The 24,271-nt window shown below is 64.9% G+C and carries 23 protein-coding genes; 10 read left to right on the top strand and 13 right to left on the bottom strand.

What is annotated here, in order from left to right; all coding sequences use genetic code 11:
• The first annotated feature begins 101 nt into the window (after nucleotides 1–101).
• Nucleotides 102–1,112 carry an FUSC family protein gene (locus tag ACSU1L_RS14115; protein ID WP_439256202.1) on the top strand — a complete coding sequence of 337 codons (1,011 nt, stop codon included), beginning with the start codon at nucleotides 102–104 and terminating at the stop codon, nucleotides 1,110–1,112.
• A 128-nt stretch (nucleotides 1,113–1,240) separates the two neighbouring features.
• Here the strand turns inward: ACSU1L_RS14115 and ACSU1L_RS14120 are convergent, their stop codons facing one another.
• The 6 genes from ACSU1L_RS14120 to ACSU1L_RS14145 form a co-directional block, all read right to left on the bottom strand.
• Nucleotides 1,241–2,449, bottom strand: a complete 1,209-nt coding sequence (locus ACSU1L_RS14120) for an ROK family protein (protein WP_439256203.1) — start codon at nucleotides 2,447–2,449, stop codon at nucleotides 1,241–1,243.
• Entirely contained in the window at nucleotides 2,446–4,089 is a 1,644-nt protein-coding gene (locus ACSU1L_RS14125; RefSeq protein WP_439256204.1) for a beta-N-acetylhexosaminidase, read from the bottom strand. The genes ACSU1L_RS14120 and ACSU1L_RS14125 overlap by 4 nt, the downstream gene beginning before the upstream one ends.
• Entirely contained in the window at nucleotides 4,089–4,955 is an 867-nt protein-coding gene (locus tag ACSU1L_RS14130; RefSeq protein WP_439256205.1) for a carbohydrate ABC transporter permease, read from the bottom strand. Before ACSU1L_RS14130 ends, ACSU1L_RS14125 begins: the two co-directional genes overlap by 1 nt.
• A complete protein-coding gene (locus tag ACSU1L_RS14135; protein WP_439256206.1) occupies nucleotides 4,952–5,881 on the bottom strand; it encodes a carbohydrate ABC transporter permease in 930 nt (309 codons plus the stop codon). Before ACSU1L_RS14135 ends, ACSU1L_RS14130 begins: the two co-directional genes overlap by 4 nt.
• Nucleotides 5,882–5,945: 64 nt before the next feature.
• Nucleotides 5,946–7,268 (bottom strand): extracellular solute-binding protein, encoded by a 1,323-nt coding sequence (locus ACSU1L_RS14140; RefSeq protein ID WP_438255584.1) that lies wholly within the window; start codon nucleotides 7,266–7,268, stop codon nucleotides 5,946–5,948.
• Between the two features lie 112 nt (nucleotides 7,269–7,380).
• A complete protein-coding gene (locus ACSU1L_RS14145; RefSeq protein WP_439256207.1) occupies nucleotides 7,381–8,313 on the bottom strand; it encodes a LysR family transcriptional regulator in 933 nt (310 codons plus the stop codon).
• A 70-nt stretch (nucleotides 8,314–8,383) separates the two neighbouring features.
• Here ACSU1L_RS14145 and ACSU1L_RS14150 point away from each other — a divergent pair, with 70 nt between their 5' ends.
• The 4 genes from ACSU1L_RS14150 (at nucleotide 8,384) to ACSU1L_RS14165 (ending at nucleotide 14,474) form a co-directional block, all read left to right on the top strand.
• Nucleotides 8,384–10,114, top strand: a complete 1,731-nt coding sequence (locus ACSU1L_RS14150; RefSeq protein ID WP_439256208.1) for an L-aspartate oxidase — start codon at nucleotides 8,384–8,386, stop codon at nucleotides 10,112–10,114.
• 454 nt (nucleotides 10,115–10,568) lie between these two features.
• On the top strand, nucleotides 10,569–11,372 hold the full coding sequence (locus ACSU1L_RS14155; RefSeq protein WP_439256209.1) for a phospholipase: 804 nt from the start codon (nucleotides 10,569–10,571) through the stop codon (nucleotides 11,370–11,372).
• Nucleotides 11,373–11,439: 67 nt separating this feature from the next.
• Nucleotides 11,440–12,306: a TrmH family RNA methyltransferase gene (locus ACSU1L_RS14160; protein ID WP_439256210.1), complete on the top strand. Its 867-nt coding sequence runs from the start codon at nucleotides 11,440–11,442 to the stop codon at nucleotides 12,304–12,306.
• Between the two features lie 41 nt (nucleotides 12,307–12,347).
• On the top strand, nucleotides 12,348–14,474 hold the full coding sequence (locus tag ACSU1L_RS14165; protein ID WP_439256211.1) for a heavy metal translocating P-type ATPase: 2,127 nt from the start codon (nucleotides 12,348–12,350) through the stop codon (nucleotides 14,472–14,474).
• Here ACSU1L_RS14165 and ACSU1L_RS14170 read toward each other — a convergent pair whose 3' ends face one another.
• A complete protein-coding gene (locus ACSU1L_RS14170; RefSeq protein WP_439256212.1) occupies nucleotides 14,475–15,569 on the bottom strand; it encodes an AI-2E family transporter in 1,095 nt (364 codons plus the stop codon).
• A 253-nt stretch (nucleotides 15,570–15,822) separates the two neighbouring features.
• On the opposite strand from ACSU1L_RS14170, the gene ACSU1L_RS14175 reads away from it, so the two are divergent.
• Genes ACSU1L_RS14175 through ACSU1L_RS14185 form a run of 3 tightly spaced genes read left to right on the top strand, consistent with a single transcriptional unit; the run spans nucleotide 15,823 to nucleotide 17,372 of the window.
• Nucleotides 15,823–16,497 carry a hypothetical protein gene (locus ACSU1L_RS14175; protein WP_439256213.1) on the top strand — a complete coding sequence of 225 codons (675 nt, stop codon included), beginning with the start codon at nucleotides 15,823–15,825 and terminating at the stop codon, nucleotides 16,495–16,497.
• Between the two features lie 4 nt (nucleotides 16,498–16,501).
• The gene (locus ACSU1L_RS14180; protein ID WP_439256214.1) at nucleotides 16,502–16,717 is read left to right on the top strand and encodes a hypothetical protein; all 216 of its coding nucleotides are present in this window, start codon (nucleotides 16,502–16,504) and stop codon (nucleotides 16,715–16,717) included.
• A gap of 31 nt (nucleotides 16,718–16,748) precedes the next feature.
• The gene (locus ACSU1L_RS14185; protein ID WP_439256215.1) at nucleotides 16,749–17,372 is read left to right on the top strand and encodes a TetR/AcrR family transcriptional regulator; all 624 of its coding nucleotides are present in this window, start codon (nucleotides 16,749–16,751) and stop codon (nucleotides 17,370–17,372) included.
• Nucleotides 17,373–17,446: 74 nt separating this feature from the next.
• Here the strand turns inward: ACSU1L_RS14185 and ACSU1L_RS14190 are convergent, their stop codons facing one another.
• From ACSU1L_RS14190 to ACSU1L_RS14210, 5 genes are all read right to left on the bottom strand, one after another.
• Nucleotides 17,447–18,313: a lysostaphin resistance A-like protein gene (locus ACSU1L_RS14190; protein WP_439256216.1), complete on the bottom strand. Its 867-nt coding sequence runs from the start codon at nucleotides 18,311–18,313 to the stop codon at nucleotides 17,447–17,449.
• A 146-nt stretch (nucleotides 18,314–18,459) separates the two neighbouring features.
• Nucleotides 18,460–19,122, bottom strand: a complete 663-nt coding sequence (locus ACSU1L_RS14195) for a response regulator (RefSeq protein ID WP_439256217.1) — start codon at nucleotides 19,120–19,122, stop codon at nucleotides 18,460–18,462.
• A gap of 8 nt (nucleotides 19,123–19,130) precedes the next feature.
• Nucleotides 19,131–20,273, bottom strand: a complete 1,143-nt coding sequence (locus ACSU1L_RS14200) for a sensor histidine kinase (RefSeq protein WP_439256218.1) — start codon at nucleotides 20,271–20,273, stop codon at nucleotides 19,131–19,133.
• 101 nt (nucleotides 20,274–20,374) lie between these two features.
• A complete protein-coding gene (locus tag ACSU1L_RS14205) occupies nucleotides 20,375–20,920 on the bottom strand; it encodes a GNAT family N-acetyltransferase (protein ID WP_439256219.1) in 546 nt (181 codons plus the stop codon).
• A 97-nt stretch (nucleotides 20,921–21,017) separates the two neighbouring features.
• Nucleotides 21,018–22,052: a MerR family transcriptional regulator gene (locus ACSU1L_RS14210; protein WP_439256220.1), complete on the bottom strand. Its 1,035-nt coding sequence runs from the start codon at nucleotides 22,050–22,052 to the stop codon at nucleotides 21,018–21,020.
• Between the two features lie 129 nt (nucleotides 22,053–22,181).
• Between ACSU1L_RS14210 and ACSU1L_RS14215 the strand changes: the two genes are divergently transcribed.
• Nucleotides 22,182–22,907, top strand: a complete 726-nt coding sequence (locus ACSU1L_RS14215; protein WP_439256221.1) for a SurA N-terminal domain-containing protein — start codon at nucleotides 22,182–22,184, stop codon at nucleotides 22,905–22,907.
• 23 nt (nucleotides 22,908–22,930) lie between these two features.
• Entirely contained in the window at nucleotides 22,931–23,545 is a 615-nt protein-coding gene (locus tag ACSU1L_RS14220; protein ID WP_439256222.1) for an HAD-IA family hydrolase, read from the top strand.
• Between the two features lie 50 nt (nucleotides 23,546–23,595).
• Here ACSU1L_RS14220 and ACSU1L_RS14225 read toward each other — a convergent pair whose 3' ends face one another.
• Complete coding sequence (locus ACSU1L_RS14225) at nucleotides 23,596–24,267, bottom strand: response regulator (RefSeq protein ID WP_439256223.1); 672 nt, start codon at nucleotides 24,265–24,267, stop codon at nucleotides 23,596–23,598.
• Nucleotides 24,268–24,271 lie beyond the last annotated feature (4 nt).

Below are 24,271 nucleotides of genomic sequence, written 5' to 3' on the forward strand. Positions count from 1 at the left end.
TCGCAATTGCTGTCGCTATGACGGCCTCCAGACGACATAAACTGCGACCGGAACGCCAGCGTCGGGGCTTCGGCGTTACGCACCAGGAGGACAATGGAGTCGTGAGTCTGTTCGCCTTCGCCCCCTCCCGTGGCCCTCGATGGCAGCTGGGACTGCAGGCAGCGATCGGACTCACCGTGCCGATCGTCGTGATGACGTTGCTGGGTATGCCGACACTGGGTTATGTCGCCGCATCCGGCGCGTTCACTGTGCTGTTCGCCGGCGCCTCCCCTGTGGTCGAGCGCGCCAAAGTGCTGCCGATGGTCGGCATCGGACTCACCCTGAGCGCCACGGCCGGTGCGTACGCTGCCGAGGAGTCGTGGCTGGTCAGCATCGGCATCGTTGCCATCGCGCTTATCAGCGCCGGACTCGCGTTCGGATTCAGCCTGGGTCCGCCCGGCCCACTCTTCTTCGTGCTGATGTTCGGGCTGTCGGCCCAGGTCGTGGCTCACGCTCAGGTCACACCGCTCGCGTACACCGCTGCTGTTGCCGGCGGGTGCCTGTTCGCGTATCTGGTCGCCGTATCTCCACTGCTCATCTCCCGCGTGCGCGCCCGACGCGCGCGCCGGCTGAGCGAGCTGCTGCCCGGGCCGGCGCTGGACGCCGATGCGAAGATACTCCTTCTGCGCGCGGCCATCGTTTCCGTACTCGGGGTCGTGATCGGTTCTTTCGTCGACCCCGGTCGCAGCTACTGGATCGTCGGAGCCGCCATCGCGGTGATCGGGTCAGCCGCCGCGCGCAAGGCCGCCTTGCAGCGCGGCTTGCACCGGATGCTGGGCACGGTGCTGGGCGTCGGAGTCTATGCGCTGCTGGCGCTGCTGCATCCGTCCGGCCTGTGGATTGCGCTCCTGCTGGGCATCATGCAGTTCTCGGTCGAACTCGTGGTGGTTCGTCACTACGCCCTCGCGCTCATGATCATCACACCGCTCGTTCTACTGCTGACAGGAGCCGCCACGGGCCAGATCGGATCGATGGACGTGGCGCTCGAGCGCATCATCGACACCGTGGTCGGCGCGACGCTCGGCGCGGTGTCCGGCATCCTCCACGCAAGGACGCTGCCGGAGACCCAATAATCGGCCGCTCCGGTCGCACTTTGTGTCGCTATTCGCGGCTTTTAGCGACACGAAGTGCGACGGGAACAGTGGGTGGTGGGCGCAGTGGGTGGTACGCGCGGTGGGTGGTGGGCGCTCAGGGCGAGCGCTCAGCGCACACCGAGCTGAGACTCCATGACTGCGGCCGCGGCGCCGAGCAGCACGAGGTCCGGGTCGTTCGCGCCGACTTCGATCTTCAGCCCCTCGATGATCGCCGGGCGCAGCCGTGAATGGATGCCGTCGACCACACCGTCCGCGAACGCCCCCTCGACAAGGCCTCCCGGGCCCACCACAACGACGACGTTGATGTTCAGCATGATCACGATCGGTGCGAGCACTTCGCCGAGCGTGCGACCGGCCGGCTCCAGCACCTCCGTGCCAACGGCTGCGACCCGTCGCTGAAGGTGCGGTGCGCCCACGACCATGTCGAGGCATCCACGCCGACCGCATGGGCACAGCTCGCCGCCGGGGTCGACGGTGAGGTGTGCGATCTCACCCGCCGCGAACTGCTCGCCCAGCACCGGCTCACCGCCCTCGAGCACGGCCGCGCCGACGCCGTTCGCCATGTCGACGACGATCGCGTCGCGGCCGGATCTGTTCCGGAAACGACTGAGGCCGAGCGCGAGCAGGTTGACGTCGTTGCCGACGACGGTCGGAAGACCGGTGCGGGTTTGGATCGTGTCTGCCAGCGGCACGTCTCGCCAGCGCAGCCGGTCGGCAACATGCACGAGACCGGTGTCGTCCACGAGCCCCGGGGATGCGACGCCGACGCCGATCACCTGACTGGAGGCGCGCTTGATCAGCAGTCTCGCCAGGTCGACGGCATAATCCAGCGCCGGCTCGCCGTGCGCGCCGCCGATACTGATCTGTGCCCGATCTACGACGGTGCCGTCGAGGTCGATGATCGCTCCGGTGAAAGTGTCGTCGTGGGTGAGATCGAGCACAATGGTGCAGTTGCCTTCGGCGTCGATCGCCACACGAGAAGCGGGCTTACCGACGCGCGCCTCGGCCACCACGCCCAGGTCATGCACGGTGCCGGCCCCCACGAGCTCGGAGACGAGCCCGCCTACCGTCGGCAACGACAGCCCGCTCAGCCGAGCAAGCTCCGGCCTGGTCTGCGGGCCGTTCGCGTACAGCAGCCGTCGGATCACCGACAGGTTGTGTTGCCGCGTGACGTGAATCGCCTCACCGCCGGAGTGCTTTCGTGAGCGACGAAGCGCCTTGAGTTCATCGGGAGTCAGCGACAGGATGCCCCGCGCATCGGCGTCGTTGGGCTTTCGTGCCACCACCACTTCGTCCTGCTCTCCTGGCTCCGTCACCGCACGATCGTCGAGGTCAGCTCGTCGATCTGCTGCTGACGTTCCGCCTGATTCTGAATCCGCCCGCTGACTCCGGGCCGTTCCTGCCACGGTAGCGGCCCCGAGCCGCGCCGGTACTCCACGCCACGCTCGTCGAGTCGTCCGAGGTGCGTATCGAGCCGTGCTGAGAACTCGTCGAAGTCGCCACCCGGCCCGCTCCACAGCACCTCAGCGAGCGCGCAAGCGCGCGGCCACAGCATGTAGTCGCGGACGCGTCCGGAATCCAGGTGCTCGGCCCACAGGTTCGCCTGGGCACCGCGCAGGAAGGTGGCCTGATGCTCGCTCGCCCATGCCGGGATCGGGTCGAAGTCGTAAACCTCTCGCAGCCCCACCACAACGCCGACCGGGATCGGCTCGCGGGGATCATCGGATTGCCGGTAGTCGAAGTAGAGCTGATTGTCGGGGCACGCGATGACCGGGATGCCGCGACGCAGGGCTTCACCGATGCCGGCATCCCCTCGCCAGCCGAGCACCGTCACATCCGCGGTGACATCATGCTCGAGCACTTCGTCCCAGGCGAGCATGCGCCGACCGCTCTGCTCGATATGCGCGCGCAGCTGCTCGAGGAACCAGAACTGCAGTTCGCGAGGACCGGCGAGTCCGCGTTCCCGGGCCAGCTGCTGCGAGCGCGGGTCTGCCTCCCAGGGGCCGGCAGGAACCTCGTCGCCACCCAGCCCGATGTCGACAGCGGGGAAAAGTTCAAGCACTTCGTCGAGCACGGTGCGGAAGAAGTCCACTGTCACGTTCTCCGCGTTCAGCGGGTACGCGCTCACACCCCAGCGCGGGTAGACCTCGACCTGCGGTTGCGCGCCATCGGGGCCGGGAACTCCCAGCTCTGGGTAGGCGGAGATCGCCGCCTGGGAATGACCGGGTAGGTCGATCTCAGGAACGACGGTGATGCCGCGGGCAGCGGAGTAAGCCACGATCTCGCGGATGTCCTGCTGCGTGTAGAAGCCGCCGTGCGGGCGAATCACTTCGGGAGCGTTCGCGTCGTCGGCCCCCTCCTGCGTGCGGTCTCGCCAGGCGCCGATCTCGGTCAACCGCGGGAAGGCACGGATCTCGATGCGCCACCCCTGATCATCGGTGAGGTGCAGGTGCAGTCGGTTGAACTTGTGCATCGCCATGAGATCGATGATGCGCAGCACCTCGCGCACCGGCAGGAAGTGCCGAGCGACGTCGATCATGATGCCGCGCCAGGCGAACGCCGGCTCGTCTTCGACCCGGCAGGCGGGGATCGTCACGGTGCGCGGATGAGTGGATGCTGCGCGCCAGACGTGCTCGCCCATCAGCTGCAGCAGCGTCATGACGCCGTGGTGGAAGCCAGCCGCATCCGACGCGTGAATCGTGATGACCAGTGGTGCGACCTCCAGGCGGTAGGCCTCCGGTTGCAGCGCGGCATCATCGACGAAGCAGATCCCGGCCGAATCGAATTCAGCGTTATCGACGCGGATGCGCGCTCCGGCCCAGAGCCGCTCAGTCAGCAGGGCGACAGCATCCGCGGCATCCGGAACCCTGAGTACCTCGACCGACTCGGCGATGACGAACTCTCCGACGCCCTCGACAAACTGACGTGGACGCGGAATCACAGTGTGCTTCATCATCAGCCCTTCACCGCCCCGCCGGTCATGCCGGTGACGAGTTTTCGTTGCAGGAAGACGAACAGCACGACCACAGGCAGCGAGAACAGCACGGATGCCGCCATCTGCCCACTGACGTCTGTTCCGGTAATGGGAGAGCTGAATGAGGCCAGCCACACCGGGAGCGTGTACATCGACTGATCCTTCATGAAGGTGTAGGCGATGAGGTAGTCGTTCCAAGCGTTCATGAAGGTGAACACGCTCGTGGCGAGCACGCCCGGCAACACGAGGGGGAAAAGGATGCGGGTGAGCACCTGCCACGTCGTCGCGCCGTCCAACTGCGCGGCCTCTTCGAGCTCCTTGGGCAGCGCGAGGAAGAAGCTGCGCATCATCCAGATCGAGAACGGGAGCGTTGCCGACACGTAGGCGAGGATGAGCCCGAAGTATGTTCCCAGCAGCCCCGTCGCGTTGAAGACGAAGTACTGCGGGATCAGCGTCGCTCCCCCGGGGATCATCTGGATCAGCAGGATGGTCACCAAGATGGTGCGGCGGCCGCTGAAGCGGAAACGCGACAGTGCGGCAGAAGCGAACAGTCCGGCCACGATCGCGAACACGACGGCGCCGACCACCACGATCACCGAGCTGCGCAGGTTCTCGAAGAAGCCTGCTTGAAACAGTGCGGTGTGGAAGTTGGCGAGCGTCGGGTCGGTGGGGAAGAACTGCGGCGTGGAGCTGAGCGCATCGGAACGCTTCGTGAACGCGGTTTTGACCATCCAATAGATCGGGAAGGCCCAGAGCACGCAGAAGACGAACGCGATGATGTTTGCCGTCGGCGACGTGCGGTTCAGTTTCCCCGCGCGTCGGCTCCTGGTCGAAGTGATGGTGCTCACAGGTCGTCCTCCCCGGAGTGGATGAGATGGCGGATGTAGACGCTCGTCAGCGCGGCAAGCAGGATGGCCGTGATGAGTGCGAGCGCCGCTCCGGTGCCGAGGTCGAAGGAGACGAAGGCAGTGATGTAGGTGAAGACGCCGAGCGTCGCGGTGGTGCCGTCTGGGCCGCCCTGGGAGACCAGCCAGATCTGGTTGAACACGTTGAAGTCCCAGATCACGGAGAGGATCGTGACAAGCAGGATCGTGGGCTGCAGGAAGGGCAGGGTCACGTTGAAGTAGATCCGCCGTTCGGAGGCGCCATCCAGTCGCGCAGCCTCCTTGTACTCCGGCGAGACCTGAGTCTCAGCGGCGTAGACGGTCATCGCGAGGAAGGGCACAGCCTGCCAGACAACCAGCAACCAGATGGAGGTGAATGCGAGACCGGTGTCCGAGCCCCAGTCCGTGTTGGTCATGTCGCCGAACACACGCAGCTGCGTGAGCATCCAGTTGAACACTCCGTAACCGGGCTGGAATAGCCAGTTCCACACTAGAGAGGCGGCGACGTTGGGCATCGCCCAGGTGAACACGAGCACGATCGTGACGAGGACGCGCATCTTCGATCCCAGGCGCGTCATGAGATGGGCGATCGCGACGCCGATGAGGAGGCTGCCGATGACGAGGGCGGCGGTGAAGAGGATCGTGCGGATGAACGACCACCAGAACTCGTCGTTCGTGAGAATGTCGAGGAAGTTATCGAACCCGACGATCGAGTATGCACCGGTGAACAGCGATTTCCTGTTGTAGTCGGTGAATGCCATCCAGATCATCACGCCAAGCGGGATGATCGTCACCGCCAGCAGCAGGAGGCCCGCTGGCGTCATCAGCAGGAATGCTGGCAGTCGACGGTCCGCGAAAGCACGGGCCGATCTTGGTGTCTTCTGGGTCACTTCGTTCTCCGGGTCGAGTGCAGCCGAACGGGGCGGGCGCCATTCTGACGCCCACCCCGATATGTCACTGCAGGTACGCGTTGGCCTTCTCGTCGTACGTGGCCGCGGCCTCCTCCGGTGTCGCGGCACCAGAGGCGATCGTGGAGAACATGTCCTTCAGGACTCCCGAGCTCTCGACGTCGGTCCATCCGGGCGAGGCCGGTGTGGCGCGAGAGGTCAGCGCTGCGGAGAAGAATCCGCTCTTGACCTCGGGGACATCAGCGAGGATCTGCTCGCCGACCTCGACAGAGTTGGGCATCAGGCCCTGGTCGCCGAAGACGTGGTCCTTCTGGATCACGTCGCTGGTCGCGATCTGAATCCAGATCAGGGCGAGCAGCTGGTTGTCGCTCTTGGCTGCGATGCCCCAGTCCGAGCCGCCGAGCATGACGGGCTGTGTGCCCGTGCCGGTCTGGCTCGGCAGTGCGAAGGTGCCGAGGTCGTCCTCGGTGAGGTCTGGGTTGGCAGCAAGGACCGTTGCCATCGCGCCGTTGGTGGCGATGATCGCGCCAGCCTTGCCGTCAGCCAGGATCTGCTCCTGCTCAGGGCTGTCCGTGAATACTGTGTCTGCGGCGGCCACCGAGTAGGCGTCCTGGAACTTCTGCCACTCTGCCAGCGCCTCGATGTTGTCGCTCGCGGTCGACGTCCATGTGCCGTCGTCGTTCTGCGTGGCGATCTCCCCGCCATGGTCCCAGACGAACTGCAGTCCGACGTAGAAGTGCTGGCCCGGCAGGTAGAGGGCCGAGAAGTCGCTGGCGGCGTTGGCGGCCTGGACCTTGTCCAGAGCGCTGGTCAACTCGTCCCAGCTGGTGGGTGCCTCGGTGACACCGGCTTCAGCCCACATGGTCTTGTTGTAGATCACCGCACGGTTGCCGGCGAAGCCGGGAACGGCGTACAGGGTACCGTCAACCGTCGCCGGGTCTTCGAGTCCGGACAGCCAGGTGTTCCCCTGAGCGAGGTCGTCCTTGTACGGGGTGACATCCATCAGGGCACCGTTTGCAGCGTAACCGGCCACCTGCGTGTTGCCGATGTCGACGACGTCCGGCGGGGTCGAGGTCCCCAGCGCGGTGGAGAGCTTGGTGCCGATGCCGTCCCACTGTTGGATCTGGACATCAGCTTCCGCACCGGTACGCTCGGTGAACTCGGCTTTGATGGCCTCGAGCGACGCATCGTTGTAGTCGTCCTGCATGATCCAGACGGTGAGGGTCTCACCTGAAGCATCCACCGTTTCCGGGATTCCTTCGGGAAGCTCGCTTCCGCCGGCGGCGCTGCCGCTTGAACCGCATCCGGCCAGCGCTAGGGCGGCCACTCCAGCCGTGGCGAACGCTGCCACGCGCATGATCTTACGCATCTGAACTCCTCTGTGAGTCTCTCGGTGGACCACCGCGAACGGTGGATTAATTAATAATCCACACTTATTAATTAATCCGCAAGCATGTGACCGAACTGAGACCTTCAGTGATTCACGAAGTGAGACTGGTTGTGCCCGATGAGCGGGCGGCGAAGTCGTCCGCAGTGGCGAGAATGCTGGCCCGCATGGCGGTGGCTGCCCGGGTCAGATTCACGTCCGAGCGATGCGCGAGACTGACCGTCCGAGTCAGCCTTCGATCCCCCAACCGCATCGACCGCAGACTCGGCCGATCAAGCAGCACCATCGCCGGAACGACGGCGACGCCGAGTCCGCGTTCGACGAAGCGCAGCACTGCGTCCATCTCGGCCCCTTCGACCACCGGGGTCGGGCTGAGACCGGCGGCACGGAAGGCCGCATCGGTCGCTGCGCGCAGGCTATAGCTCTCCGCAAGAAACACCAGCGGCAACCGAGCGAGATCGTGCAGGCCGATGCTCTCCCCATCAGCCACCGGCGGCTGCGCAGCTGACGAGACCACAACGAGCTCTTCGGTGAGCAGCGGAGTGCGCACCAGCGCCGCCCCCGCGACCGGGAGCCCTTCTGACGCGGTGATCAGTGCCATATCTAGCGCTCCGGCGGCAAGATCTTCGACGAGCGGATGCGTACCTGCCTCGGTCAGTTGCAGTTCGACGCGGGGGTGGGCCGCGTGAAATGCGCTCATCACCTCGGCCACCAGACTGATGCACAGCGTGGGTGGAGCCCCCAGGCGCACGCGCCCGCGCTGAAGTCCGGCCAGCTCGGCCATCTCGGAGCGAACTGCTTCGGCATCCGCCAGCATCCGCCGCGCCCGAGGCAACAGAACCTCCCCTGCTGCGGTGAGCGAGATGTTACCGCGAGCGCGATGGAACAGTTCCGAACCGAGTTCCTGCTCGAGCGTTGAAATCTGCCGGCTCAGCGATGGCTGAGCGAGGTGCAGATTCTCAGCCGCGCGCGTGAAGTGCCCGATCTCGGCGATCTCAACGAAACCGCGCAACTGCTCCAGGTTCATGTGCTTAGTCTATTGACACCAGAAGAACAATGCATTGGAGTTATTGGTTGCATGTTCTTAGCGTGGAAGGATGACGACACGCGAGCGACAGATCTCCACCACCGTCCTGGTCATCGGAACCGGCGGTTCCGGCCTCCGCGCAGCCATCGAAGTCGCCGAACGCGGTGTCGATGTGCTGGCGGTCGGTAAGCGTCACCGCGATGACGCGCACACCTCGCTCGCGGCGGGCGGCATCAACGCTGCTCTCGGCACGATGGATCCTGACGACAGCTGGCAGCAGCACGCCGCCGACACCATCAAGGAGAGCTACTTCCTGGCGAACCCGCACACCGTCGAAGTGGTCACCCGCGGTGCTGAACGAGGCATCAGTGATCTGGAGCGCTGGGGTATGGACTTCGCTCGCGAAGACGACGGGCGCATCTCGCAGCGGTTCTTCGGCGCCCATACTTTCCGTCGCACCGCATTTGCGGGCGACTACACCGGACTCGAGATTCAGCGCACGCTCGTACGACGGGCCGAGCAGCTTAATGTACCGATCCTCGACGGCGTGTACATCACACGCATCCTGGTGAAGGACAACGTCGTCTTCGGCGCGTACGGGTTCGACCAGTCAGACGGCACGCGCTATCTGATCCACGCGGATGCCGTGATCCTGGCTGCGGGCGGACACACCCGGATCTGGCGCCGCACGTCATCGCGTCGCGATGAGAACACCGGGGACGCGTTCCGCCTGGCAGTCGACGCCGGGGCGCGGCTGCGCGATCCCGAGCTCGTGCAGTTCCATCCGTCCGGCATTATCGAACCCGAGAATGCAGCCGGCACGCTGATCTCCGAGGCGGCGCGCGGTGAGGGCGGCATCCTGCGCAACGCGCTCGGCGAGCGCTTCATGTCGAAGTACGACCCCGAGCGGATGGAGTTGTCGACCCGCGACCGTGTGGCTCTCGCTGCATACACCGAGATCGCTGAAGCCCGCGGAACGCAGAACGGCGGAGTCTGGCTCGACGTGTCGCATCTTCCTCGCGAGACGATCATGTCCCGCCTCCCCCGCGTTTTCCAGACGATGATGGAACTGCAGATGCTCGATATCACGACCGATCCGATCGAGATCGCCCCGACCGCGCACTATTCGATGGGCGGCGTATGGGTACGCCCGGAGGACCATGGCACCGACGTCGACGGGCTCTACGCGATCGGCGAAGCATCCAGCGGCCTGCACGGCGCGAATCGTCTCGGAGGCAACTCTTTGATCGAGCTGCTGGTGTATGGGCGGCTGGTCGGCCAGGCGGCGGTCGCACATGCCTCGGCGCTGGACTCGCAACGACGCTCCCCGGTCGCTGTCGCGCAGGCGCGCGCCGAGATCGATGATCTGTTGGCAGCCGACGGGCGTGAGAATGTGCGCGCGCTGCAGCGCGGCATCCGCAACATGATGACCGAGCATGCCGGCGTGGTGCGCTCCGAGGACGGGCTGCGTACCGGTCTTGCGGAGCTCGCCCTCATCGAGGAGCGCATGAACGACGTCGGAATCCATCCCGACATCGCGGGATTCCAGGATCTCGCGCACGCGTTCGACCTCAAGGGCTCGGCCCTGGCTGCGCGGGCAACTCTCGAAGCGGCGTTGGAGCGGCGCGAGACCCGCGGATGCCACAACCGTAGCGACTTCCCCGATACGGATCCGGAACTGCAGGTGAACCTCGTCTGGTCGCCCGCCACCGGCGTGACGCGCGAGGAGATCCCACCGGTGCCGGCCGAGATCCAAGCACTCATCCGCAACGTCTCCTCCGAGGGCAAGCTCGTCGAGTAGCGCGGGCACACCGATATTCATCGTTCTTTCGGGAGCCGCGTGTACGGCATCTCTGTCGCTCTGCGGACCGGAATATCGCAGGGCGACTTGACTCCGAATATAGGGTTCGGCGGTGCCCGATTCGATTCCCGCCACGACATGGCCACAAAGTTCGCCCCCGGTTAACCCCCACGAACAAGTCGGAGCGCGCCCGTGCCCACGATCGAGGGGTTGCCTACCAGGTCAGGCTGATCGATTCACGCACATCGTTCGGCGCTGCGGCGACGTCGAACAGGTACCGCTACTTGGCAACGCCGAGTAGCGAGTTTTCCCTTCGCATCGTTCACACCGGGCATCCAGGAATCCGGGAGGCCACACACAGGGACGCTGATGCAGAATCGTTACCTTGCGCGCTTGACCCGACAGCGCGCCGGCCATTCGGCCCCCGTTACTTCAAAGGATCGTTACGTTCGTCATGCCCGAAACTGCTCTGCTCGCCCCTGTCCGCCCACGCATCGCCGCCCTTACGCTCGTCGCCGGCGCAGCGATCGGCGTTCTCGCCACCCTTGGTATCGCCACCGCAGCCCCCGCATCTGCGGCAGGCCCGGCTCGAGCTGTCGTTATGGAGGCGGCTGACCTCGGCATCGGCCTCGAGGAGGCAGAAGCTGCGACCGCGGCGTCGCGCGCTGCGTTGAACGACGCAGCCGTCGTCGTCACGGATGCACGCTCCTCCGGACTCGATTTGGGCCCAGACTCCATCGCGATCGATACGGCGGGGCTACTGAGCGCGCTGGATCGGCTCGATGACCCCGATGCGGACGCGGTACTGGATCGCGTAGAGCGCACCGGCGATCTGGCGTCGGAAACCGAGCAGGTGGTGACCCAGAGCGCGGCCGTGCGCGAGCGATTGGATGCTGCGGTCGCACAGAAGCGGGCGGCAGAAGCTGCCGTGGCTGCCCTCGCGGCGGCCAACACTCCGGATGGCGCTCGGGCCGTGGCGCAGCAGATCGCGGCCAGCGATTACGGCTGGGGCGCCGACCAGTTCTCCTGCCTGAACTCGCTGTGGCAGAAGGAATCCGGCTGGGATTACCAGGCGTATAACCCCTCCGGCGCCACTGGCATCCCCCAGTCACTGCCCGGAAACAAGATGGCAAGCTTCGGCGCCGACTGGCAGACCAACGCCACGACCCAGATCCGCTGGGGCCTGGACTACATCCAGCGTGTGTACGGTTCACCGTGCTCCGCGTGGGGTCACTCGCAGGCGGTCAACTGGTACTGAGTCTCGGTACGCTCGAAGGTGTCGCCGCCCCGGCGACACACCCCCGCAGAGAGGCCCAGCCCACACGATGTCTCCGGATTCTCGACCGCGTCGCACCAAGGCCGTATCGACCAGGAACGCGACCTTCCAGTATTGGGAGACCCTGCTCGGCAATCGCACCAAGCGCAATCGCGCGGGAGAGATGATCGTGCAGGGCGTGCGCCCCATCAACCTGGCGCTGGCATCAGACCTGTCGCTGCGTGCGGTGCTGATCACGCATGGCAGCACACGCTCGTCGTGGGCGTCGGAGACGATCGAGGCTGCGGAGCGCGCAGGTGCGGTGCCGTATCTGGTGGCGCCGGAGCTGATGGCAGAGCTCGGCGAGAAGAGCGATGACGCACCGGAACTGCTGCTGATCGCCGGCATTCCGGCGGATGATCTGTCGCGCCTGCCGACGCCGGCGGACGGGCTGTACGTGGCACTGGATCGCCCAGCCTCACCAGGCAACATCGGCTCGATCGTGCGCACGGTCGATGCGCTCGGCGGGCACGGCGTGATCACCACGGGCCACGCCGCCGATCCCTACGACCCGCAGGCACTGCGAGCTTCTACGGGATCGGCGATCATGACCCCGACAGTGCGGCTTTCCAGCATCCGTCAGGTTCTCGATTGGGTCGCGCAGTTGCGCGACCAGGGCATCAATGTGCAGATCGTCGGCACCGATGAAGCCGGCACGGCTGATGTTTGGGACGTCGATCTCACCGGTCCCACCCTGATCGTGACCGGCAACGAGCACTCCGGAATGTCGGCCGCGTGGAAAGAGGCGTGCGATGTCCTCACTCGCATTCCGATGACCGGGCACGCGTCTTCCCTGAACGCGGCGAATGCGACCGCGGCCATCCTTTATGAGGCGACCAGGCAGCGCCACACCACGGGGAGTCGTTCCACCGAGTGACTCCCACCCATACCCCGGGTGGGTATAAGGTTGGGCGCATCATGACCTCGACACACCACGAGCACCATGGCGGGCGTGAGGGCGCAGAGCACGACTCGCACGGACAGCACGCAGAGCACGCGCCCGACGCACACGGCAGTCATGCAGAGCACGATAGTCATGGCGGCCACGCAGGGCACGGCGGGCATGGCGATCACGCCGGCCAGTTCCGCCGATTGTTTTGGATTATGCTCGCGCTCGCGATCCCGACGGTCGCGCTGTCCGGCATGTTCGCGATGATCGTCGGATACCCGCTTCCGGATGCTCCGCTGCTGCACTGGGTCTCGCCCGCACTGGGAACGGTCATGTATCTCTGGGGCGGTAAGCCGTTCCTGGTCGGCGCGGTCAGCGAAATCCGCTCTCGCAAACCGGGCATGATGCTCCTGATCGGCTTGGCCATCACCGTCGCATTCGTAGCGTCCTGGGGTGCGACGCTGGGGCTGCTGCACCACGAACTCGATTTCTGGTGGGAACTCGCACTCCTCGTCGTGATCATGCTGCTGGGGCACTGGATCGAGATGCGCTCGCTCGCCCAGACCACATCAGCTCTGGATTCACTCGCCGCGCTTCTCCCCGACGAGGCCGAACGCATCGAGGGCGATGACGTCGTCACCGTCGCTCCCGCCGATCTCATCATCGGCGACCTCGTCATCGTGCGGCCGGGCGGCAGCGTCCCTGCTGACGGACGCATCGTCGACGGGCGGGCATCGATGGATGAATCCATGGTTACCGGAGAGTCCCGCACGGTGAGCCGCAGCGTCGGTGACCAGATCACCGCGGGAACCGTCGCCACCGACTCCGGTCTTCGGATCGAGGTCACCGCGACGGGCGACGACACGGCGCTCGCCGGCATCCGTCGCCTGGTAGCCGACGCGCAGAACTCGTCTTCTCGCGCGCAGCGCCTGGCCGACACCGCCGCCGGCTGGCTGTTCTGGTTCGCGCTGGGTGCCGCGCTACTCACCGCGCTCATCTGGACGCTGGTCGGGATGCCGGACGCCGCCGTGATCCGCACCATCACTGTGCTCGTCATCGCCTGCCCGCACGCCCTGGGCCTCGCCATCCCGCTCGTGGTGTCCATCGCCACCGAGCGCGCGGCCCGCGCTGGCGTACTGGTCAAGGATCGTCTGGCACTCGAGAGCATGCGCACGGTCGACACCGTATTGTTCGACAAGACCGGCACCCTCACCAGAGGTGAGCCGGTCGTCTCCGAGGTGGTCGCGGTCGACGGCCTCGACGCCGACCGGGTGCTGGTGCTGGCAGCGGCGGCGGAAGCCGACAGCGAGCATCCACTCGCGCGGGCCATCGTGCGCGCCGCCGCCGACAAGCAGCTGGCCGTACCCGACAGCTCCCAGTTCGCGTCCTCGCCTGCTGTGGGTGTCACCGCCACGGTCGAAGGTCGCACTGTTCGCGTGGGCGGGCCTCACCTGCTCAGCGAAGAACGCGTCGATGAGCTCGCGATCGCCGAGAAGTGGCGCGCCGACGGCGCGATCATCCTCCATGTCCTCGACAGCGGCCGGGTCATCGGTGCCCTCAAACTCGCCGATGAGGTCCGCTCAGAATCGCGCAGCGCCGTCGACGCGCTGCACGGTCTGGGCCTGCAGGTGGTGATGATCACGGGAGATGCGGAAGCTGTCGCCCAGGCGGTCGCCCACGAACTCGGAATCGATCGTGTCTTCTCCGGTGTCCGTCCAGAAGACAAGGCCGCACAGGTTCAGGAACTCCAGCGCGAAGGACGGAAGGTCGCCATGGTCGGTGACGGTGTGAACGATGCGCCCGCTCTTGCCCAGGCGGATGTCGGTTTGGCGATCGGCGCAGGAACGGATGTTGCCATCGCATCGGCCGGTGTGATCCTCGCCAGCGACGATCCGCGCTCTGTGCTGTCTGTTATCGAGCTGTCTCGCGCCGCCTACCGGAAGATGCGTCAGAACCTCTGGTGGGCCGCGGGTTACAACCTCATCTCCGTGCCGCTCGCCGCCGGCGTCCTCGCACCGATCGGTTTCATCCTGCCGATGTCGGTGGGCGCGATCCTGATGTCACTGTCCACCATCGTTGTCGCGCTCAATGCTCAGCTGCTGCGCCGGCTCGATCTTCGTCCCGCTACGATGACACGCGGCATCCTCGAACGCTGATCACGCGGGATTGACCGCGGCGTCCGCATCTCCGGAAAGCCAGCGCAACCAGCGTGCGCCGGGGTCACCCTCGAGCACGAGAGCTCGGACGAGCAGCGTCAGCGGAATCGACAGGATAGCGCCGAGCGGACCGATGACGAACGTCCAGAAGATCACCGAGAAGAAGCTCAGCGTCAGGCTCAGATTGACCGCGTCGCTGACGAACTTCGGTTGCACGAGCACTTGCAGTGTGACGTTGACGACGATGTAGATCGCGATGACGATGAGCATGAGCGGCCAGCCTCCGACCACAAACGCCAGCATGGCCGGCGGAAGCAGCCCCAGCACGAACCCGATGTTCGGCACGAAGTTCGTGACGAACGCAAGAATCGCCCACACGATCGGCGCCGGCACATCCAACGCCCACAGTGCAAGCCCGTCGACGATGGCGACAATGGCGCCAAACGTCGCGTTGACGATGTAATAGCGACGAACACCCGCGTTGAAGGTGTGAAAGCGTGCGATGGCCGGGCGCGCGGCGGGACCGAACGATGCCTCTGCGCGCGCGTACCGCGATCCGTCGGCGGCCATGAAGATGACATACGCGAGAACAAAAAAGAACGCGGTCAGCACGGCGAGAACAGACCCGCTGAGTGACGAGACGAACGACAGTACGTTCGCGGGCTTGAGGATTGCGGCCGTGGCCTCGGTCACCTCGCTACCGAGCCCCACTGATTGCAACCAGCCGGTCAGATCACGTACGGATGCCTGGAGGTCGCTGTACACATCGCCGACGAGCTTCGCGAACTGTGCGCCCGCGTAGATGAGCATTGCGGCGAGCGCGGCAAGGATCAGGTACGCAACGACGATGACGGCGGTAGTCGCTGCCCAGCGCGGCCATCCGCGTTTTTCGAGCGGATGCCGCAGGGGATGGCAGATGATGACGATGACTGCGCCCAGCGCGAGCGGCCCGATCACCTCCCGTGCGAAGAACATCCCCACGAGCACGACCACTGCGGCGGCAAGCCCGATGAGAACGCGCAACGCCGGCGAGAGCGCCGGGGGTGCGGGTTCAGGAGCAACTGCTGTCGGGGCTACCAATCTCCTGCGCTTCATTGCGCCAGGCTATCGGACGGGTTCCTCCTCTCCTGATTGCGGAGGTCGGCGGGGACGGAACCTGCGGAGCGCACCTCGATGATGCGACTCTGCGAGGAATCGTCCACCCGCTTGTCACCTTCATCCGTGAGCGATCGAGACGCCCAGGAATAACCACCTCGACCAATACGCTGTATTGGAGCATCCGCTAATGCCAATCGGGCAATAGCAACACACCGCAATAGCTGCGGTGGCGATCGAGGGAGTGTGCCGGATGCTGAGCGATCACCAGCGCCGAGAGGGCGCAAAACGAACGCATGCCGGTGACGGGCGGCCGCTCGAGCCGTTTCGCTGGTGGCACCTCCTCTCCGGGCGGAAGCTGCTCCGACTGCCACTCACTTACTCAGATGGCAGCCGTATCGACTACGTCGTCGACGTCCGCACGTCCGGCAAGCAGGGCCGCGACGACGACAGGGACCTGTACGACGGAATGGCGCACCTGTACCTCGATGGTCGGCACCATGCTGCGTCACCGCTACCCGCTGTCATGCCCGTCGAAGGGGGCGTGATCGAGGTGTCGCTGGGGTCAGCCGGACTACGACGTGCCCACTACGTGCCGGACGGGGCTGCCGCCCAACTCCTGATTCCGCACCCGAAGACAGCGATCGGCCGCAGGCTCCGTTTCGATCGAGATCATCCCGCACTCAGCCGCCTGCTGGGCGCCATCTCGGTCGTCGTGCTTGTGGTCGGCGTGGGAGTGAACGGGGTGCAGTTGCTGGAGGTTCTCTCTGAGATTCCGCCGGTCGCCGAGCGCTTCGGACATTTCCACTCGCCTGTGGACCTCCCGCTCTGGCAAAACATCGCACTGGGTTTCGCAGCCGGCCTCGCGGCCACTGAACGTGCGCTTCGCCTGAAGTTCCACTGGCTGCTCGACGCCTTCGGCACCTGAATACGTGATCTCGCGCTTCCGGTTCGACAGCTTCGGGCGAGCACTGCTCTTCATCACCGCCGCGTACGACCGTTCGGCGGGCGTCGGAACGATGACGACACTTCTCCCCGGAGTTGTCATCATCATCACGGTCCTTATCGTGTGGCTCCGCACCCGGCGCACTGGTCCGGCGCGGACACCGAACAGCATCGGATCGAGCGTCGGGGCAGGGGTAGCGTAGAAATCCAGTACAGCGTAATGGGAGGCATCAGATGACAACGCAGCCGCCAGAGGGCTTGAATAGCCGCGAGAGGATCCTCTGGGCTGCGACGACGATGCTGGGGGAAGCACCCTCGACGACACCGAGCGTGCGGGCGGTCGCCGCGCGGGCCGGGGTGAGCGCCGGGTCTGTGCAGCATCACTTCCCCACCCAGCGCGAACTAATGGACGAAGCACTTGTCCTGATCTACGACCTGGTACTTCCCGATGAAAGCGTCCACGACTCATCCATTCCGGCGAGGGACCGACTCGTCGGCTCCCTCCAGAGGCTGCTCTCACTCACGGTCGAAGGCCTGGATCCGCGCGATGCGTGGGGTCAGGCCTTCGACCGCTACGTGAGGCCTGCGCCGACAGACTCGGCGCGCGAAGAGTACTTGGCGAGCGGGAGAGAACTGCTCCGTCGCATCGAGTATTGCCTCACGGTTCTCCAGGGCGAGGGTGCGCTCGTCCCCGGAGACAACTCACTCCGAGCGAGGTTTCTGCACACGGTGGTAAGCGGGCTCTCGATCGCGCAGGTGTTCCCTGCCGAGACCTCACACCTGGCGACCGAGCTCGAGGTGCTACGGGCGGCTGCCGAATACGTGCTGAACGAGCAACCGCCCGCGGAATCGCTGTAACCGGGGTCAAGCCGCGACCACGACCACGAACTCCGGCGAAACTGCGACCGTATCGCGGACGCTCACCCTGGCGATCAGCGACGACGAAGTGAAAGCCGACCCCGACGGTGCGCAACAAGCAGGAGGAGCGTTGTCACCACCGAGCACACCAGGACGGCAACGATGCTGCCTTCCGGACCGAAACTTCCCCCGGAGAGCCAGTCCGGCCCGCTTGTCACGGCGGTGACAAGGGAATCGCGCGCCTCGGCACCGGAGGTGACGGTGCCGAAGATGCCCACCGTCGCGACGTTCCAGCCGAAGTGCAGACCGATCGCAAGCCACAGCGACCCGGTGGCGAGGTACGCAGCGCCCAGCATGAGTCCGGCCTCGATCGCAATAACAACAGCACCCCAGAGCGAGGCGCCCGGATTGAGCATGTGCACGAGTCCGAAGATGATCGCCGAGGCGCCGAGCGCCACGCAGGCACCCCACCGGCCCTGGAGGAGGCGGAACACAACTCCCCGGAAGAACACTTCTTCCGAAACGGCGACCGCACACATGGTTCCGGCGACGGCCAGCGCACCGGCGATCGATCCCCAACCGGTGATCGTATAGGCACCGAAAAGGGCGAGGATGCCGACGGTCACCGCCGACAGTGTCAGCCCGACCCCCGTTCCAATCAGCAGGTGACGGGTCGCACCTTTCGGCGCGAGATCGCTCACGTGGCGACGTTCGACATGCCGGCCTGTCCAGACGTACAGGGACACCATCGCAATCGCCAGGGCCGGGCCAATGATGAGCGCAGCAAAAGGGTTGTGCAGCTGGGCGGCGATGGCGTTCGTGACGAGCATCGCCACGGCGAAACCGACGACGACAAGGGCGGTTCTGACCCAGGGCCGAGTGCGGGGCTGCTCGATCCCGCGCTCGGCTGATGGCTGGAGATCCTGCGTGGACTTCGTCATTCCTGCTCCTTATCCCCTACTCGATTTCGGGGTATGAGCACGACGTTACGGAGCTCGCGAACACCGCGAATCCCGCCAGGGTGGACAATTCGGATCCCTCGCTCGGGGGATCCAGCGCCATGCAGATCAGCGATCGGCGCGGAGCGTCAGGACCAGGCAGCGAGCCCCGCTCGGTGCGCGAGGACCACCGCCTGCACCCGATCACGCACCTGGAGCTTCGTCAGGATGCGTGACACGTAGGTCTTCACCGTCTCGTGACTGATCACGAGCTGCGCAGCGATCTCTGCGTTCGACAGCCCCTCGGCGACGAGGATCAGCACTTCACGTTCCCGCGCAGTGAGCGCTTCGAAGATCGCAGCATCCTGCACAGAGGGCCGTAGCCGGTCACCGTATCGCCCGATCAATGTTCGCGTCACTGCCGGCGCGATCAGGGAGTCGCCCGCGGCAATGGTTCGAATGGCCTCCGTCAGCTCGGCCGGCCGGGCGTCTTTCAATAGGAAGCCGCTGGCGCCTGCTCGCAGGGCGTCGTACACGAGACCGTCCAAGGAGAACGTCGTCACCACCAGCACGCGCGCGGCATCCGAGATATGCGGGCCCGCTATTCTTCTTGTCGCTTCGATCCCGTCGAGAAGGGGCATACGGATGTCCATCACGACGACGTCCGGCCGCTCGCGACGGGTGACCCGCACAGCCTCTTCACCGTCAGCCGCCTCGCCGACGACCACGAGATCGGGCTGAGCATCGATGATGGTGACGAATCCGGTGCGGACGAGCTCTTGGTCATCGCAGACGACGACGCGGATAGGCATGCCCGCGCTCATCCGGGAAGCCACACGCGTACGACGAACTGTTCGCCAACTGGTTCGGCCTGCAGATCGCCGCCCACGAGTTCCACGCGCTCACGCATCCCGATGATCCCCCGACCTCCCGATATCGAAGCCGTGCTCTTGCGGCTGCGGCCGGAACTGACCACGTCAATCAGGATCTCACGCTCACCGTATGCGACCGTCACTGTTGCAGCGCCGTCACGCGCGTGCTTCATCGCGTTCGTGAGGCTCTCCTGGACCACTCGAACGACCACGAGTCCGGTGGCGCCGGCCAGCGGTCGAGGATCGCCACGCTCCACAAGCTCGACCTGCTGACCGGCCGCGCGGGCACGGGTGACGATGTCGCCGACCTGCTGTTCGGCGGGCGCACGTGTGATCTCAGCATCCCCCTCGAGAGCCCCGAGCAGACTGCGCAGGTCGACGAGCGTCATCCGGCCTCCGTCGGCGATGGATGCCAGCAGCTCCAGCGTCCCCTGATCGATGTTCTGGCGAAACTGACCGGCCTCAGCCTGCACGACCATCGCCGTCACGTGATGAGTGACGACGTCGTGCAGCTCGTGTGCGATGCGCGCCCGTTCGGCCGTGATCGTCTCCCATTCCGCTCGCTCGGTGCGGCTGCGACGCAAAGCGGCCTGCGATCGGAGCCAGGAGCCGAAGACCCACAGCGCCGCCAGCAGCGCGCCGAAGACCAGCGCATCGAGCACGGTGAGTGCGGCGTCGAGTGCGATCAGCGCCGCGACAAGCGCGATGTAGCCGCCCAGGGCGAGCATCGCCGTCAGCGTCCGGTGCCGCTCGACCAGTGCCCCGGCACCCACCAGGGCAACGAGCAGGCCCAGGGCAGCGAACGTCGTGGGGAACCCGAGCAATTGATACGCCGCGAATGCCGAGAACGTCAGCGCCAAGGACCAGTGCGGCGATCGGCGCAATAATGCGACCGAGCCTCCCTGGATCACGATGAGCGTGATGCCGAGCAGATCGAGTGGTCGATCAGGCGACGCCGCCAACTCGAGCCCCTGCTGCGCCACACCGGGGACGAACGACAAGCTGACGAGAATGACCGCCGACAAGACATCCCACGTGACATAAGCGCGCAGAAATCGGACCGGCTCGTACTCGGCGATGGCATTGATCACTGTTGGCCTGGCTGCACTCTCGCTGGCGTTCGCACGATTCTCCTGATCCGCACAGTCACGTTGATGCGCACAGCAGTGATCGCTTCTGTCGGTAGCTTTGGTCAAAGTGGGCAGAACATGACGTGCAGCCCCACATCGCCTTCCACTGGGTGGCGAAAGCCGCCTGGGGTGGTTCCAATTATGGTGAAGCCGAGCGACTCGTAGAGCCTGATTGCGTAGGAGTTGGTCTCGGCGACAGCATTGAACTGCATCCCACGGAAGCCTCGCGCTCGTGCCCAGCGGAGTGAGTCCAAGACGAGCGCCCGCCCTCCCCCTCTGCCCTGGTGGTCTGGGTCCACCATGTAGCTCGCACTGGCAATATGGGCGCCAGGGCCAGCGCGATTTGCATACATATTTGCGGTTCCGACCACGCCGCCGCTGGCTGCTTCAGCTACGACCACGCGACCCGGTGCCCGCACCATCCACGCCGCCTCGGCCTCTTCCTCACCCAGTTCCGGGGAGTAGGTGAAGGTGTCTCCCGCCGCTACGATCTTTTGCAGGAAGGGCCAGATAGTGGGCCAATCGGCGGGGGTAGCGTCGCGAATCAGCATCAAGCCAGTCTGCTCCTTCGCCCGCGAAACCGCGACCTTGAGGCGTCCGGTCGACACGAAGACGGTCTCGTGCCCGACCTGACCGTCTAGATGCAGCTCCGGGGCAGCCTGTAAAGATCATCACGAGGCGCCTCCGTTCGTGCAGACCTCTGAATCACCGTGCGGCGAGTATTGCGGCGGACAGCCACTGGCCGAGGTCTCGGAAACTGGGTCCGTCACCGTCGCTCTGCTCTCGGCGAGCACTGTCCAGGAGAGCCGCATCCGGATGCGGTTGATCATTGATGATCGAGACCAGTTCGAGGTAGCGCCCCTCGGTGGCGTTGTATTCCGGATCCTGGAGCGCCTCGAGAGTGGTGCTGTCGAGATCGCGATAGCGGTCGGCGAGCCGCCGTCGGAGGTCGTCGTCGGCTGCGACTCCGAACGCCTGCGCCAACTGCTCGACCATCTGTGCGGCGAGGGCGATCACCTGAGCGTCATCGGCGGCGAATCCCGCCTGGTGAGCAGCCATCAGCTTCGGCGTCAGATCAGCGCCCGCCGAGTTGATGAAGTTCTGCACGTGAGGTTTCGCCATCTCCGAGCCGGGAAACTCCGCGTACGTCTCGTGCAGATAGGAACGGGTCGCCGCGCGGAACCGGTCATCTCGCAGCAGCTCCGCCAAGGTGACCCACGCATCGAGCTGCTCTGGGGCGGGGTCCGCCGGCAGCATCGGCTGCGCTGCACGGATCCGCTCGATCGTCTCCGCCGGAAGCCCTGCGGAGACGTCCTCCAGGAAGTCGTCGACCAGCCGCTGACGCTCGGCGTCGGACATCGTCACCAGTTTGCGCAGAAGGTTCGCGCGTTCCGCCGTGCCCTCCTGCCGCACAAGCGCGCGGAGCACTGCCCGCTTCGCCTGAATATCCTTCGACCGTTTCTCGATGACATCGAGATGTTCAGCGAGAATATCGCGCAGCGATGTCGTACCGGCGAGGACGCGGCGCACCTGATCCAGGCCGGTCTCGAGGTCGCGCAGCGTGCGGACGAACTCCAGGCGGGCGATCGCATCCACGTCATACAGGCGGTGACCGCCGTCAGTCGCGTCCGTCGGGTGCACGAGCCCTTCATCGGCGTAGTAACGGATGGCGCTGACGCTGAGCCCGGTGCGATGCGCGACTTCGCCGATGGAGTAGAGAGTGTCTTCTGAAATGTTCATGTTCCCACCTTGCAACCTCAAGCGGCTTGAGATGCAAGTCGGCGTTTGGACGCTGACACTCCGCACCCCCGATTGATCTGCCGCACAGGTCGCACTGTTAGCGTCGCCCGTCAGCGAAAGGACAGTTGAGTGAGTCGCAAAATTTGGGTAGGGCTAGGCGTCGCAGTTGCATTGTTGGGCCTCGTCGGATGCAGCAGCACCGGTCCAGAGGAACCAGCTGAGAGCAGTCAACAGGAGGGTTCATCGCAGCAGCCTGATCTGGAGGGCGTCCCCGACGTGGTTGCGGAGGTGAACGGCGTGGAGATCACCAAGGACGAATTCGTCAGTATCTATGAGATGCAGTTCACGCAGTGGCAGATGCAAGCGCAGCAGACTGGCGAAGCGCTCGATCAGGATCAGTTGCGCACGCAGACGGCGGAAGCGATGGTCGACTCGGAACTCCTCTCGCAGGAAGCTGACGAACGCAAGATCGAATTGACTCAGAATGAACTTGATTCCGCACTGGAGCAGCTCGCCGCAGCCAACCAGATGGGATCGACGGACGAACTACTCGCAGCGCTGAAGGAACAGGGCATGGGCGAGGAAGAGGTGTACGCCGAGCTGGAAATGCAGCAGCGGGTGGACCGACTTCTGACTGAGGAAGTCGGCGATACGGAACCGACCGAGCAGGAACTTCGCGAAATCTACGATCAGGCGGTAGCCCAGCAGGAGCAGTCCGGTGGCGAGGCGCTGCCGACATTCGAAGAGGTGAAACCGCAGATCGTCGAACAGGCCGTGAACACCAAGAAATCCGAGGCGTATCAGGCGCTGGCGGCCCAGTTGCGTGAAGAAGGCGAGATCACACTGCATCTGTGATCCACTCGGGATAGGTTGCCGGGATGAAATGGATTCTCTACGACATCGGTGGCGTCCTCGAAATCGTCGATGATCACAGTTGGCCGCAGGTCCTGGAGAAAAGCTGGAGCGTCCGCCTCGGCTTGTCCGTCCAAGAACTGCGTGCTCGCCTGGATGCCGCCGGTCTCCCCGACACCACGTTGCAGACCGGGGTCGCAGACGAATACTGGCGCAAGTTCGGTGCCGCACTGGAAGTCGATGATGTTGAAGTCGCGGCGTTGCGGGCACAGCTGTGGGATGCCTATTGCGGCCAGGCGAATGTCGAGCTATTAGCTCATGCACGGTCGTTGCGGGGGCGTGCGGGCCTGGCCATTCTGTCCAACTCCGGTGATGGTGCGCGTGAAGAAGAAGAGCGACGCTTTCGCTTCTCGTCCATCTTCGATCCGATTTGCTACAGCCACGAGCAGGGAGTGGCAAAACCGGATGCTGGCGCGTACCTGACCGCTCTGAAGAGAATGGGAGCGTCCGCCGAGGATGTTCTATTCATCGACGACAACGAAGCTCCGATGCGGGGCGCGGAAGACTGCGGGATCCGTGCGGTTCTGCATCGCGATAATGCCACGACGATCGCAGCGATCGAGCGTTTCCTGGCGAGCTGATCGATCAGAGCGAGAATAGAGATAGAGATGCAGCCGCATCGGACAGTGCTCTAGCGTTGCAGCCAGGCGAGTACAGCCAGCACCCTGCGATGCGCCGATCCAGAGCCATCGAGACTCAGTTTGCTGAAGATTGATGTGGCGTGTTTCTCAACCGCACCGACGCCGATCACGAGACTTTCAGCAATACCGGCGTTGGTGCGGCCCTCCGCCATCAGCGCGATGACTTCGCGTTCCCGAGGGGTGAGAGCTGCGAGCGGATCCCGGCGGCGCCCGAGGAGCTGACTCACGACCTGCGGGTCGAGCACAGTTCCGCCGTCGGCAATCCGCGCGACAGCATCCTTCAACTCCTCGATTGACGCGAGCCGGTCTTTCAGCAGATAACCAAGACCCGTGTCTCCAGCGGCGAGCAATTCCACCGCGTAGGTCTCTTCGACGTACTGGCTGAGAAGCAGGATGCCGACATCCGGATGCCGTCGGCGCAACTCGATGGCCGCACGCACCCCCTCATCGCGAAAGGTCGGGGGCATCCGTACGTCGAGCACGGCGAGGTCGGGCTGCAGCTCCGTCACCTCGGCGAGCAGGGCATCCGCGTCGCCGTAGGCGCCTACGGTCTCGTACCCCGCCTCGTCGAAGAGTCTGATGAGACCTTCGCGCAGAAGCAGGGAGTCTTCGGCCAACACGATTCTCACCACTGTGCGATCGTCATCCCTCTGGCCTGCCATCCGA

This window comes from Microbacterium sp. A94 (genome assembly GCF_051842855.1).
In the GTDB taxonomy this organism is placed as follows: Bacteria; Actinomycetota; Actinomycetes; order Actinomycetales; family Microbacteriaceae; genus Microbacterium.

Bases quoted from the DNA above. Each gene is read 5' to 3' on its own strand.
- ACSU1L_RS14125 (WP_439256204.1), bottom strand. From the start codon at position 4,089: ATGATGAAGCACACTGTGATTCCGCGTCCACGTCAGTTTGTCGAGGGC.
- ACSU1L_RS14140 (WP_438255584.1), bottom strand. From the start codon at position 7,268: ATGCGTAAGATCATGCGCGTGGCAGCGTTCGCCACGGCTGGAGTGGCC.
- ACSU1L_RS14145 (WP_439256207.1), bottom strand. From the start codon at position 8,313: ATGAACCTGGAGCAGTTGCGCGGTTTCGTTGAGATCGCCGAGATCGGG.
- ACSU1L_RS14150 (WP_439256208.1), top strand. From the start codon at position 8,384: ATGACGACACGCGAGCGACAGATCTCCACCACCGTCCTGGTCATCGGA.
- ACSU1L_RS14155 (WP_439256209.1), top strand. From the start codon at position 10,569: ATGCCCGAAACTGCTCTGCTCGCCCCTGTCCGCCCACGCATCGCCGCC.
- ACSU1L_RS14160 (WP_439256210.1), top strand. From the start codon at position 11,440: ATGTCTCCGGATTCTCGACCGCGTCGCACCAAGGCCGTATCGACCAGG.
- ACSU1L_RS14165 (WP_439256211.1), top strand. From the start codon at position 12,348: ATGACCTCGACACACCACGAGCACCATGGCGGGCGTGAGGGCGCAGAG.
- ACSU1L_RS14170 (WP_439256212.1), bottom strand. From the start codon at position 15,569: ATGAAGCGCAGGAGATTGGTAGCCCCGACAGCAGTTGCTCCTGAACCC.
- ACSU1L_RS14175 (WP_439256213.1), top strand. From the start codon at position 15,823: ATGCTGAGCGATCACCAGCGCCGAGAGGGCGCAAAACGAACGCATGCC.
- ACSU1L_RS14185 (WP_439256215.1), top strand. From the start codon at position 16,749: ATGACAACGCAGCCGCCAGAGGGCTTGAATAGCCGCGAGAGGATCCTC.
- ACSU1L_RS14190 (WP_439256216.1), bottom strand. From the start codon at position 18,313: ATGACGAAGTCCACGCAGGATCTCCAGCCATCAGCCGAGCGCGGGATC.
- ACSU1L_RS14195 (WP_439256217.1), bottom strand. From the start codon at position 19,122: ATGCCTATCCGCGTCGTCGTCTGCGATGACCAAGAGCTCGTCCGCACC.
- ACSU1L_RS14210 (WP_439256220.1), bottom strand. From the start codon at position 22,052: ATGAACATTTCAGAAGACACTCTCTACTCCATCGGCGAAGTCGCGCAT.
- ACSU1L_RS14220 (WP_439256222.1), top strand. From the start codon at position 22,931: ATGAAATGGATTCTCTACGACATCGGTGGCGTCCTCGAAATCGTCGAT.
- ACSU1L_RS14225 (WP_439256223.1), bottom strand. From the start codon at position 24,267: ATGGCAGGCCAGAGGGATGACGATCGCACAGTGGTGAGAATCGTGTTG.